The sequence below is a fragment of the Burkholderia sp. Ax-1719 genome (genome assembly GCF_011753055.1).
Taxonomy (GTDB): domain Bacteria; phylum Pseudomonadota; class Gammaproteobacteria; order Burkholderiales; family Burkholderiaceae; genus Paraburkholderia.
The window spans coordinates 1,179,212-1,191,389 of the sequence record NZ_VWWJ01000001.1 but is presented as its reverse complement, the minus strand read 5'-3'; the positions used below and the strand labels follow the sequence as shown (position 1 = coordinate 1,191,389).

Below are 12,178 nucleotides of genomic sequence, written 5' to 3'. Positions count from 1 at the left end.
GCCCGCGCTGGCGTCGGTGAGTAACCCCGCGCCGCCGGGCTCGCCGCTCGCGGGACCGGGCGGAACGGGCACCGGCGTGCCGGGCTTGACGCTGCCGCAAGGTCGCGTGCCGGGCGCCAACCTGCTGCCGGGTGCGCCCACGCATGTGCTTTCGCTCGGCAACCGCGCACCGGCGCTCGCACCACATGCAGCCGCGCAGAATGGCCTGCCCGATCAGGCCGTATCGGTGTTGCCCGCGCTCGAACCGCGTGCGGGCGGCGCCGCGCTCGGCGTGTCGCAGCAGAGCGAGGCGACGGCCTCGCCGTTCTATTTCCTCGACGACGCGTTGCGCGCGGGTTCGCCCGCCACCGCACATGCGGGCACGCAGTACGATGCGCCGGCGCTGCACGCCGACCCGCGCGCTTTTGGCCTGCCCACGCAAGACGATCTGCGCGATCTGCTGCCATTGCATCGCGAAGGGCTGCAGGCCAACAACCCACGCGATGTGCGCTCGACGCAAGGTTCGCACTATGTGCTGGTCGAGGCGCGTGCTGCGGCGCATCCGCGCGACCAGGCGCGAGATCAGGCCCACGCCGCGCCCTTTGCCGCCGTGCGCGCGCCCTTTGACGTGGAAGCAGTGCGACGCGATTTCCCGATCCTCGCCGAGCGTGTGAATGGCCGCCCGCTGGTCTGGCTCGACAATGCGGCGACCACGCACAAGCCGCGCGCCGTGATCGAGCGCCTGGCGTACTTCTACGAGCACGAGAACTCCAACATCCATCGCGCTGCGCATACGCTCGCGGGCCGCGCGACCGACGCCTATGAGCATGCGCGCGAGACGGTGCAGCGCTTTATCGGCGCGGCCTCGCCCGATGAAATCGTGTTCGTGCGCGGTACGACCGAGGCGATCAATCTGATCGCGAAGTCCTGGGGCGAGGAGAACGTGGGGCCGGGCGACGAGATCGTCGTTTCGCACCTCGAACATCACGCCAATATCGTGCCGTGGCAGCAGCTTGCCGCGCGCAAGGGCGCGACGCTGCGCGTGATTCCCGTCGATGAATCGGGCCAGGTGCAACTCGACGAATGCCGCAAGCTTTTCAACGCGCGCACGAAGATTGCGGCCGTCACCCAGGTGTCGAACGCGCTGGGCACGGTTGTTCCGGTCGCGCAGATCGTGCAGATGGCTCACGCCGTCGGCGCGAAGGCGCTGGTGGACGGCGCGCAGTCGATCTCGCATCTGCGCGTGGATGTGCGTGCGCTGGACGCGGACTTCTTCGTGTTCTCGGGCCACAAGATCTATGGGCCGACCGGCATCGGCGTGGTCTACGGCAAGCGCGAAGTGCTTGAGGCGATGCCGCCGTGGCAGGGCGGCGGCAACATGATCGCCGACGTCACCTTCGAGCGTACGGTGTTCCAGCCGCCGCCCGCGCGCTTCGAAGCGGGCACCGGCAATATCGCCGATGCCGTGGGTCTGGGCGCGGCGCTCGACTACGTCACGCGCATCGGCATCGAAAACATCGCGCGCTACGAGCACGATCTGCTGGCCTATGCGACCAGTGTGCTCGCGTCCGTAACCGGCGTGCGACTGGTGGGCACGGCCCGCGACAAGGCGAGCGTGCTGTCGTTCGTGCTGCGCGGCTATCAGACCGAGGAAGTGGGCCGCGCACTCAGCGAAGAGGGCATCGCCGTGCGTTCCGGCCATCATTGTGCGCAACCGATCCTGCGGCGCTTCGGTCTGGAGGCGACGGTGCGACCATCGCTGGCGTTTTACAACACCTGCGATGAAGTCGATGCGCTGGTATCGGTAGTGCGACGACTGGCGGCGCGGCGGGGCTGAATCAGGTAGCCCGGCCAGGCTCGACTCAACAGGCGCAGCGGGAAACCGCTGCGCCTGTTTCTTTTGGCGGCTCGATTCGCGGGCTCGCTTACCCCCTTATAAACCCTGGTCAGCGTGCGCTTTTTGATCGATTGACATATGACGTCTCACCTAATACTTTGATGACCAGGCCGACTCGTTCGTGTCGTCAATTCCTCTGGCAAATGCGGTTCGACTGATTTTTTTCACTGACAAAAACTTTGAGGTTTCCCATGAAAGTTCAGTTTGCGTACACACGCGTCGCGCTTGCGGCATCTCTGGCGGCTGGCGCCGCACCTTTCAGCGCGTTCGCTTATGCGGGCGACGTGACGATAGGCTTTGCCGCGCCGCTCACCGGCGGGTCGGCGCACTACGGCATCGATCTGAAGCGTGGAGCGGAACTGGCGCTCGACGACGCCAATGCGCAGAAGCTCGTCATCGGCGGTCAGCCCGTGCATTTCGTGCTGGATGCGGAAGACGACCAGGCCGACCCGCGCGTGGGCTCGCAGGTCGCCCAGAAGATGGTGGATGCGAAGGTAGCGGGCGTGGTCGGCCATTTCAATTCGGGCACGACGATTCCGGCTTCGCGCATCTACAACACGGCGGGCATTCCCATGGTTTCGCCCACGGCGACCAATCCCACCCTGACTTCGCAAGGCTATGCGAATGTCTTTCGCGTCGTGAATTCGGACGCGCAGATGGGTCAACTGGCAGGGCACTCGGCCGTCAACGCGCTCAAGGGCAAGAGCATTGCCGTGATCGACGATCGCACCGCGTTCGGCCAGGGCATGTCCGACGAATTCGTCAAAGGGGTGACGGAGGCAGGCGGCAAGATCGTCGATCGGGAATTCACCAGCGACAAGGCCGTCGATTTCAAGGCCCAGCTGACCCATATGAAGTCGTTCAATCCGGACGTGGTGTTCTGGGGCGGTCTCGACCAGCAGGCAGGCATGCTCGTCAAACAGATGCGCCAGCTGGGCATGCGCGCCATTCTGCTCGGCGGCGGTAGCTTCGAGAACGACACCTTCCTGAAAGTCGCTGGCGATAGCGCCAACGGATCGGCTTCGTGGGACTACGGCGTGCCGCTGTCGAAAATGAAGCAGGGCAAGGAGTTCGACAACAAGATGAAGGCGAAATACAGCGAAGGTGTGGTGGCCTATGCGCCTGCGGCGTATGACGCGACGTGGGTGCTGATCAACGCGATGAAGAAGGCCAATTCGACCGACCCGAAGGTGTACGGTCCGTTTATCAAATCGGTGTCGTTTGCGGGCATTTCAGGGGATATCGCGTTCATGCCGAACGGCGATATGAAAGATCCGGCCGCGACCTTCTACAAGGTGATCGGCGGGAAGTGGGTGCCCCAGGCCGTCGCTTACGGCGACAAGGTTACCGCGCTGCAGAACTGAGCGAACGCGAAGTGCAGGGTGCCGGCATCGGATAATTAATCAGGAATGCAAACAAAAGCCGATGCTGGTTTCGCTGGACGATGCCCGTTCAGGCGCGTGCATGAAGCGTTGCATGCGTGCTTGAACGGGCAGATTGCATCAGAATGTGCCTGAGCAAACGCGCTTATTCCGCGCGCGTGCTCGACAGATTGTGATATCGCTCCAGGCTTTCGTTGAGATGCTTGCGCATGGCGCGGCGCGCGGCCGTCACGTCCTGCTTTTCGATGGCGTCAAGAATATCCGCGTGCTCACGCTGGATACGGCGGATATAGGTCTTGCGTTCTTTCGCATTGGCCTTTGCATGCTTGAGGCGAAGATCGATAGTGATCTCCTGACCAAGCGTGCGCAGGATGGACGCGAAATGCGGGTTCTCAGAACACGTCGCCACCGCGAGGTGAAATTCGAAATCCGCCCGCGCACATTCGGCTTCGTCTTCTACTGCGACGATTTCCATGCGCGCGTAGACTTCTTTCAACGCGCGTAAATGCGTTTCAGAGCGGCGCTGGGCCGCGTAGGCCGCGCATTCCGTTTCCACGCCAATCCGCAATTCGAGCACGTGCATCGAATTGTTGAGCGTATTGCCGTCGATGAAATCCGGGCTGGTGGTCTGATTCACCGTCTCGGCCACGAACACGCCCACGCCATGACGCGCAATGAGCCGTCGCCCGAGTTTGAGCGACGCCACCGCTTCGCGCACAACCGTGCGGCTTACGCCGAATTCTTCACACAATTCGGGTTCGGTGGGTAGTTTGCCGCCAGGCGGATATTCGCCGCGATCGATTTTGTCGTTCAATGCCTGAATGACGAGTTCGGTCAGGCTGCGCCGTTTTCCGGAGCTCGCGGCATTTTTGAGTAGGGTTTCAGCGTCCAGAGTCATTCCGAGTGTCCACACCGGATCAGGAAAGCGCTGCAATTCACGGATGCAGACGGACCGCGTGGCGCGGCAGCTGCGCGTGGCGTCCGAAGTGCCGGAAGTCGCGTCTGACCTGCGCCGTATGACATATTATGACTTTAACACAGTCCGGCGCGGGTCATTCCCGCCCCACCGTCGAGGCGGGGCAGGCGATGATGTAGATCAAGCGTAGATATAGCCGCCGCTAACGATAACGTTCTCGCCAGTCGCGTAGGTGTTGCGTTCGCTGGCCATCATGAGCACCCACTGCGCGATCTCTTCCGGCTCAGCGGCACGGCCAAGCGGATTGGCGCTCGCGAGTTCGCCGAGGAAACCCAGCTTCTTCGCGCGCTCGGTAGCGAACCCTGCGGGCGCAACCGAATTCACGAGGATGCCGTCCTTCGCCACTTCGTGCGCGAACGATTTCGTCAGGCTCACGACTGCCGCCTTGGTGGCCGCATAGTGCGCGTTTTGCGGATGTGCCTTGAACGCATCGACCGACGTGATATTGACGATACGCCCAGCCACATGCGTCTCTACCTTCGGGCGGCTGCGCATATGTTCAATGGCGGCGACCATCATGTGATAGGTGCCCTTGATATTGACAGCGTTTTCCAGATCCCATTCGTCGTCGGAAATTTCGAGGATCGGGCGACGCGGATAAATCGCTGCGCTATTGACGAGGCAATCGACGCGTCCGAGTTGCGCCAGCGCCTGCGCGAACACCGCATGTGCGGAATCCTTGCGCGTGATATCGCCTTCGGCGCCAAAGACCGTATGACCTTCGGCCTTCAGGTTGCCCACCGTTTCTTCTAGCAAGGGGCCGTTCTTGTCGATCAGCGCGATGCTGTGTGCGCCATCGGCCAGCATGAGTTTGGCCACAGAGAGGCCAAGACCCGAAGCGCCGCCGACGATCACCACTCGTTGATTTTTCATGATGCGTAGGTGTCCAAATATATATACGGTTCTGAACGGTAGATTCAATCGACCGTGACGATTTGCGAGCCGCCCGCAGCCTGATCGGTGGGGAAAACTTCCATACGCGAAACGTCGACCGCTTCCGGCAGCGCGAGCGCTGTGGCGATGAGTTCCGCGATGTTTTCCGGCTGGATCGAGCGATACACGTCATAGAGCTTTTCGTTCGCGCCTTGCTCGCCCAGCGCCGTGCGATACAGATTGGTTTGCACGCGGCCCGGCGCGATTTCCGTCACACGCACCTTTGTGCCAAGCAGATCGCAACGCAGCGAATCGCAGAACATACTGATGGCGGCTTTCGTCGCGCCATAAACCGCAGTGTTCGGATGCGGGAAACGTCCCGCACTCGAACCGACGAAAAACAGATGCCCGCGCTTGCGCTGCACCATGCCTTCAAGCGCGAGTTGCGCAATATGCAGCGGTGCGCGCAGATTAATATCGATCATATCGTCAATATGATTCGACGCCGTGTCGCCGAACTTCGCGATGGCCGGCAGCAGACCCGCGTTGTTCACGACCACATCGATTGCGTCGCTGGCGAACAGCTCGCGCAGCGGCGCAACATCGTGCAGGTCGATGGCCACTGGCGTCGCGCCCGTCGCGCTTGCCAGCGCATCGAGCGCCTTGGCGTCGCGGCCCAGCGCGTAGACTTTCAGGCCGTCCTTGACGAGCCGCTCTGCAATCGCGCGGCCGATGCCGCTCGATGCGCCGGTAATCAAGGCGGTCCGGTACGATTGGGAACTCATGTCAAAAGCCTTCATGAAAGAGGGGGACGCCATCAGATCACGCCTTCTTCGAGGAACGGTTTGTTTTCGACTACGCGCGCATAGCCGAGCGGCGCGAGATCGAGCGAGCGATAAGCGCCATAAACGATCAATTCGCTCAAACCCCGGCCGATAGCGGGCGACTGTTGCAGGCCGTGGCCGCTAAAACCATTCGCGAACAGGAAGTTCGACACCTCGGCATGTGGCCCGACAATGGCGTTGTGATCGAGCATGCAGAAGTCGTAATGACCGGCCCACGAATTCACCACCTTGATGGCTTCGAAAGCGGGAATACGTTCGGCCAGCGCCGGCCAGATCACGTCTTCGAATTCCTGATGCACGACATCGAAGTCGTTGACGTCCGCGAGCGGGTCCGGCTCTGGATAGCAGCCCGTGAGGTAATACTTGCCTTCGGGGCGAAAGAAGATCCCGGTCGTGTCGATCGTGAGCGGCACGATGCCTTCAAGCGGCGTGCGGCAATCGAACACAAACAGGCAGCGCTTGCGCGGCTCAACCGGAATCTCCAGACCCGCGAGACGCGCCATGGCCGGGCCGCGCGTGCCGGCCGCATTGACCATCACGCCGCAACCGATGGTTTCGCCACTGGCAAGCACCACGCCGGTGATACGCGCGCCTTCGCGCACGACCTCGACCACTTCGTTTTCGATGTATTCGATGCCAAGCGAGCGCGCCTTCTTGCGCATGCCTTGCAGCAGGCCATAACTATCGAACCAGCCTTCGCCCGACTGACCGTAGACGCCGTTGACGAGGCCTTCGGTGTTGAGCCACGGAAAGCGGCTTTTCAACTGATCGGGATCGAGCAGCACGACATCTGCACCGCACGATTGCTGCGTGGCGCAATTACGCTCGAACATCGGCGCGCCTTGCGCATCGCCCAGATACAGATAGCCGTTTTCCTTGAAGCCGAGTTCGGGCGCGTCGCCATTCACGGCCACGCGCGCGTGAAAGTCGCGGATGAATTCCGTGCCGAACTGCGAAATCTGGATATTCAGCGGATTCGAAAACTGATGCCGGATCGATGCGCTCGACAAAGCCGTTGCCGACTTCGCATATGACCAGTCGCGTTCGATCACGAGAACCGAGCCGTTGAAGTCGGGATTTTCCGCCAGAAAATACGCGGTCGCGCTTCCAACGACCGCGCCGCCCACGATCACCACGTCGTAATGAGGCTTGAGTGCGTGCTGTGCCATCTCAGTGTGTTCCAGATAAATCAGTGGGGAAGCGGTATTCAGTTCTTTTTCGGATCTTCGAAGTGGCCATCCGCGGCGAACTGGCCACCCTGGAAGCGCACGGCCGGATTGCGCGGGTCGCCCACTTCGGTATTCGCATAGACTTCGGCGCGGTACGCATCGGCGGAATCCTTCGGACGATAGCCCAGGTAGGCCACCTGAGTGTTGTCCCAGAAGTTCGCGCTGTTATTCGAATTGCCATACACGATCATATGGCCGACGCTCGGCGTCATGATCGATTGCACGCACAGATGCGAAAAGTCCTCATACGACAGCCACGTCGCCAGCATGCGGCGGTCGACCGGCTTCGGGAAACACGAGCCAATGCGCAGACACACCGACTCGATACCGAATTTGTCGAAGTAATAGCGCGAGAGATTTTCGACGAAGGTTTTGCTCACGCCGTACAGACTATCGGGGCGCTGCGGCACGTTCGAATCGATCGTCTGCGTGCATTCGTAAAAGCCGATGGCGTGCACGGAACTCGCGTAGATCACGCGCTTGACACCGGCCTGGCGCGCGCCTTCATAAATGTTATAGCTGCCGACGATATTCGAATCGAGAATCACCTGGAAGGTGTTTTCACGCGGCGCGCCGCCCATATGAATAACCATGTCGACACCCTTGAGCATCTCGAACACGGCGTCGCGATCGGCCAGATCGCAGATAAAGTGCTTTTCGCCTTCGCGCACTTCGCCCAGCGATTGACGTGCGTTGAGGCTGAGCGTTTCCGCGTAGGGACGCAGGCTGTCGCGCAGCACGGAGCCCAGTGCGCCGCCGGCGCCCGTAATCAGGATGTTCTTGAACGGCGGCTTGGTGATGTCGGTCATTACGTGGCTCCTTACTGTTGATTCGATGCCGTGAGTGCGTCGAGCGTGAGACCGTAGTCGTCGCGCAGTTGCGCCTCGGAAATATATTCGTTGCGGATGTCGCGCAGCAGCGCTTCGCGATCGCGTTGTGCGGGCGTGCCCACACCGCCGCCGCCCGGCAGCGAAAGCGTGACGCGTTCATGCTCGCCCACGGATTGCGTGCCCTTGCCCTTCATGCGCGTGCCGTCGGAGAGCGTGACCTGGCCGGGCGCGCCTTCCTTGCCGCCCGACTGGCCGCGCGCCGGATGGTCGATACGATCGAACATGGCGTTGAAGCGGAACTGATAGCCTTCGCGCGGACCGATCTCGACGATCTGGCCAAGGCCGCCGCGATACTGTCCCGCGCCGCCCGAACCCGAGCGCATTTCCTTGCGCCACACCACGATCGGCCCAACCTGCTCAGTCGCTTCTACCGACATCGCGTGCACGCCACTCGGGAAAGCCGTGGCCGAAAGACCGTCGAGTTCCGCCCGTGCGCCGGTGCCGCCGCTGTTGAACATCAGGATTTCGCTGCCCTTGAGTCCCGATCCTTCCTGGGCGGCGCGCGCGCTCACATGCAGATTCCAGAGCGCGCCGGCGCCTTCAGCGGGCACGCGGTTCGGCAGGATCTTGTTCAGCGCGCCCAGCACCAGGTCCGGGACGAAGTGGCCCAGCACGTGACGCACGGCAACCGGGCTCGGGCGCTGCGCATTGAGAATGCAGCCCGCGGGCGCCTGCACGCGGAACGGTTCGAGCGAAGCGGCATTGTTCGGCACTTCCGGCGCGATGATGCACTTGAGGCCATAGCAGGCATACGCCTTCGCATAGAGCAACGGCACGTTAATGCCGAAGGGGCTCGAAGGCGACGTGCCGTCGAAATCGGCGAGGAGGTGGTCGTCGGCGATCGTGAGCGTGACGTTGAGCTTGACCGGCGTGTCGTAACCGTCGAGCGTCATAGCGTTGGTCTGCGTCTGCTTCGGCAGGGCGGCAATGCGTTCGAGCGTGGCCTCACGGCTGCGCGCCAGAATGAATTCGCCGATGCCTTCCACGTCCTTGAGATCGAACTCCTTGAGCATTTCGATCAGGCGCTTGTGGCCGGTTTCGTTACACGAGGCGAGGGCGTAGAGATCGCCCACGACCTTGTCGGCTTCGCGCACGTTATTGCGCAGGATATTCACGAGATCGCGATTCACTTCGCCGCGCTCGATCAGCTTCATGATCGGCACGAACAGGCCTTCTTCGTAGATCTCCCGCGAATCCGGGCCAAAGCCGCGTCCGCCGATATCCACCACGTGCGCCGTGCTGGCGAAATAGCCAATCAGTTCGCCGTTATGGAAAGACGGCGACACGACGGTGAAATCGTGCAGGTGGCCGGTGCCTTTCCACGGATCGTTCGTGAGGTACACGTCGCCTTCGTACATGCGCTCGACGCCGATGTCGTTCATGAAGTGCTCGACGGCTTCAGCCATCGTATTCACGTGACCCGGCGTGCCCGTGACGGCCTGCGCCAGCATGCGGCCCTGCTTGTCGAAAATCCCCGCGGAAAGATCGCCCGCTTCGCGCACGCTGGTGCTAAATGCGGTGCGGATCAGCGCCATGGCCTGTTCTTCCACCACGGAAATCAGGCGGTTCCACATGACCTGCATGTGGATGGTATCGAGATTGCTGAGCGACATGCTTTACTCCTGATTGGCCTTGGCGGCATTCAATTCTTTGGCAACGACGAGCAGGCAGCCATCGGGCTGAACCATCGCGTCGAAGGAGGAGGTGACGAGCGTAGACGTCTCCGGCTCGACGATGATCGCGGGGCCCGTGACGCTTTCACCAACCTTGAGCGAGGCGCGCTCGACGATGGCGGCTTCGACGAAACGATGCAGCGCGGCGTCGAAAATCTTGCGCGTTTTCGGCGCGGTCACGGTATCGCGCGACGTGAGCAGTTTCAGGCGCTCCACAGGCGGCAGCGGCGAACTCGCCTTCACCGACCAGCTGACGATCTCAATATCGAGCCCATCGATCGGGCGGCCGAAATACTGCGTGTAAGCACGCGTAAACGCCTGCGAGAAGGCTTCACGATCTTCGGCGCCAAAGCGACGATACGGGAAGGCAACGGGAATTTCCCAGCCCTGGCCTACGTAGCGCATGAAGGCTTTGACTTCGACTTCAGGTTCGGCATCGCCGGAACCCTGGCGCGCGAAACGCAGCGCTTCCTCGCTCAGATCGCCGACGATCTCATTGAGCGCATCGGCGTCGAAATCGTTGAAACGCATGGTCGCGCTGCGCACGCTTTCATAACCGAAGGGCGCACGCAGAAAGCCAATCGCCGAACCCACGCCCGCACCAGGTGGCACGATGAACTTCTTGATGCCGCTCTTTTCGCACAGACGCGCGGCGTGCAGCGGGCCCGCGCCGCCGAAGGTGATCATCGTGTAGTCGCCGATGTCCTTGCCGCTTTCCACCGCGTGAACACGCGCCGCGTTGCTCATGTTTTCGTCGACGACTTCGGCCACGCCATAGGCGGTTTCATCGGCGCTCAGGTTGATTGCGCCGCCCACTTTGGCGACCATCGCGCTTGCCGCGTTATCGAGCGAAAGGGGAATGCTGCCGCCCGCGAAATTCGCCGGGTCAAGACGGCCGAGCAGCAGATCGGCATCCGTAACGGTTGGCTCGACGCCGCCGCGTTGATAGCACGCGGGACCGGGCTCCGAAGCCGCGCTATGCGGACCGACGCGAATCTGGCGCATTACATCGAGCGAAGCGATCGAGCCGCCGCCCGCACCGATTTCGACCATTTCCACCACGGGAATCGAAATCGGCATGCCGCTGCCTTTCTTGAAGCGATAGGTGCGCGCGACTTCGAAGGTATTGGCGGTCTTCGGCGTGAGGTCGTCGATCAGACAGATCTTGGCCGTGGTGCCACCCATATCGAAAGACAGCACAGTATTCAGGTCGTAGCGCGCTGCGATATGCGCTGCGAAAATTGCGCCGCCGGCCGGCCCGGATTCGACCAGACGCACCGGGAATTCCGAAGCGCTCTTGACCGAAACGATTCCGCCGCCCGAGTGGATGATAAAAATAGGGCAGGTGGCGCCCGCTTCGCGCACTTCGCCGAGCAGCCGGTCGAGATACGACTTCATGATGGGGCGCACGTAGGCATTCGCGCACACCGTATTGAAGCGCTCGAACTCGCGGATCTGCGGCGATACTTCGCTGGAGATCGACACGGACACTTGCGGCAGGCGCTTTTCCAGCGCGTCGCGCATCATGCGCTCATGCACGCCATTCACATAGGAATGGATAAAGCCCACCGCCACACTTTCATAACCGCCTTGCTCGATCCGGCTGACGATGGCGTCGATCTGCGCTTCAGTGGGCGCGAGCAGCACGCCGCCCTGCGCGTCGATGCGTTCGGCCAGCGTGAAGCGGTCGCAGCGCTCGATCAGCGGCGGCGGCAGCTTGATGTTCAGATCATATTGTTCGAAGCGGTTTTCCGTGCGCATCTCGATGGTGTCGCGGAAACCCTCCGTGGTGATGAAGGCCGTCTTTGCGCCGCGGCGCTCGATCAGCGCGTTCGTCGCCAGCGTGGTGCCGTGGATGATGACGCCAATGTCCTTCAGGCCGATGCCAGCCTTCGCCGCAACGATGCTCACGCCCTTGATGATTGCGCGCTCGGGCGCCGTGTAATCCGTGAGGACCTTGGTGGAAAAGAGTTCTCCACCGAGCTCCAGCGCGACATCGGTGAACGTTCCGCCGATGTCTACACCAACCCGTGCCTTGTCGTGACTGGCCACCATGACTCTCCTGTTCGAAATCCAGACGTGTACGGAACCGGGGTTCCGCGTACTGCAGTTGACGATTTTTTGCGGGGCGCGAGCGCGTCTGCCGCGCCATGTTTTCAAGTGTTCGCTAAAGCGTAGCCGTTGTCTCCATCCGGTATTTTTGCGTCGTTGACATATGATGAGTGACGTCTTACAGTGCTGTCAACACGAACAAAATAATTTTCACTTTTCGCGTTGCGAGCCATCTTGCATCGATCTTTTAAGTCATTGTTTTTGATCGATAAAATCACAATCACCAGATGGGATCAGTCAAGGTGAAGGCGTGCTCTCAGTGTAAATACTGATAGGTAGAAGTCCGATAAAAAATTAAGTTTTCGTGGAATTTTGAAGCGCA

The 12,178-nt window shown here is 61.3% G+C and carries 9 protein-coding genes; 2 read left to right on the top strand and 7 right to left on the bottom strand.

Annotated features, from left to right (window positions below; translation table 11 throughout):
* Both F3J17_RS05065 and F3J17_RS05060 read left to right on the top strand, forming a co-directional pair.
* Window positions 1-1,816 (top strand): family 2A encapsulin nanocompartment cargo protein cysteine desulfurase (locus tag F3J17_RS05065; protein ID WP_167054338.1); only part of this gene is annotated, 1,816 nt, incomplete at its 5' end.
* Between the two features lie 251 nt (window positions 1,817-2,067).
* A complete protein-coding gene (locus F3J17_RS05060; protein WP_167054336.1) occupies window positions 2,068-3,240 on the top strand; it encodes a branched-chain amino acid ABC transporter substrate-binding protein in 1,173 nt (390 codons plus the stop codon).
* Window positions 3,241-3,403: 163 nt separating this feature from the next.
* On the opposite strand, the gene F3J17_RS05055 is transcribed toward F3J17_RS05060, so the two are convergent.
* The 7 genes from F3J17_RS05055 to F3J17_RS05025 form a co-directional block, all read right to left on the bottom strand.
* Entirely contained in the window at window positions 3,404-4,156 is a 753-nt protein-coding gene (locus tag F3J17_RS05055) for a FadR/GntR family transcriptional regulator (protein WP_167054334.1), read from the bottom strand.
* Between the two features lie 198 nt (window positions 4,157-4,354).
* Window positions 4,355-5,107, bottom strand: a complete 753-nt coding sequence (locus F3J17_RS05050) for an SDR family oxidoreductase (protein WP_167054332.1) — start codon at window positions 5,105-5,107, stop codon at window positions 4,355-4,357.
* Window positions 5,108-5,151: 44 nt separating this feature from the next.
* A complete protein-coding gene (locus F3J17_RS05045) occupies window positions 5,152-5,892 on the bottom strand; it encodes an SDR family oxidoreductase (protein ID WP_167054330.1) in 741 nt (246 codons plus the stop codon).
* Between the two features lie 32 nt (window positions 5,893-5,924).
* Entirely contained in the window at window positions 5,925-7,121 is a 1,197-nt protein-coding gene (locus F3J17_RS05040; protein ID WP_167054328.1) for an FAD-dependent oxidoreductase, read from the bottom strand.
* A gap of 38 nt (window positions 7,122-7,159) precedes the next feature.
* The gene (locus F3J17_RS05035; RefSeq protein ID WP_167054327.1) at window positions 7,160-7,990 is read right to left on the bottom strand and encodes an NAD(P)-dependent oxidoreductase; all 831 of its coding nucleotides are present in this window, start codon (window positions 7,988-7,990) and stop codon (window positions 7,160-7,162) included.
* Between the two features lie 11 nt (window positions 7,991-8,001).
* Window positions 8,002-9,684 carry a hydantoinase B/oxoprolinase family protein gene (locus tag F3J17_RS05030; protein WP_167054325.1) on the bottom strand — a complete coding sequence of 561 codons (1,683 nt, stop codon included), beginning with the start codon at window positions 9,682-9,684 and terminating at the stop codon, window positions 8,002-8,004.
* Window positions 9,685-9,687: 3 nt separating this feature from the next.
* The gene (locus F3J17_RS05025) at window positions 9,688-11,799 is read right to left on the bottom strand and encodes a hydantoinase/oxoprolinase family protein (RefSeq protein ID WP_167054323.1); all 2,112 of its coding nucleotides are present in this window, start codon (window positions 11,797-11,799) and stop codon (window positions 9,688-9,690) included.
* Between the last annotated feature and the right edge of the window lie 379 nt (window positions 11,800-12,178).

What these genes read in the sequence shown, in the direction of transcription:
- F3J17_RS05060 (WP_167054336.1), top strand. Translation starts at nt 2,068, where the DNA reads ATGAAAGTTCAGTTTGCGTACACACGCGTCGCGCTTGCGGCATCTCTG.
- F3J17_RS05055 (WP_167054334.1), bottom strand. Translation starts at nt 4,156, where the DNA reads ATGACTCTGGACGCTGAAACCCTACTCAAAAATGCCGCGAGCTCCGGA.
- F3J17_RS05050 (WP_167054332.1), bottom strand. Translation starts at nt 5,107, where the DNA reads ATGAAAAATCAACGAGTGGTGATCGTCGGCGGCGCTTCGGGTCTTGGC.
- F3J17_RS05045 (WP_167054330.1), bottom strand. Translation starts at nt 5,892, where the DNA reads ATGAGTTCCCAATCGTACCGGACCGCCTTGATTACCGGCGCATCGAGC.
- F3J17_RS05040 (WP_167054328.1), bottom strand. Translation starts at nt 7,121, where the DNA reads ATGGCACAGCACGCACTCAAGCCTCATTACGACGTGGTGATCGTGGGC.
- F3J17_RS05035 (WP_167054327.1), bottom strand. Translation starts at nt 7,990, where the DNA reads ATGACCGACATCACCAAGCCGCCGTTCAAGAACATCCTGATTACGGGC.
- F3J17_RS05030 (WP_167054325.1), bottom strand. Translation starts at nt 9,684, where the DNA reads ATGTCGCTCAGCAATCTCGATACCATCCACATGCAGGTCATGTGGAAC.
- F3J17_RS05025 (WP_167054323.1), bottom strand. Translation starts at nt 11,799, where the DNA reads ATGGTGGCCAGTCACGACAAGGCACGGGTTGGTGTAGACATCGGCGGA.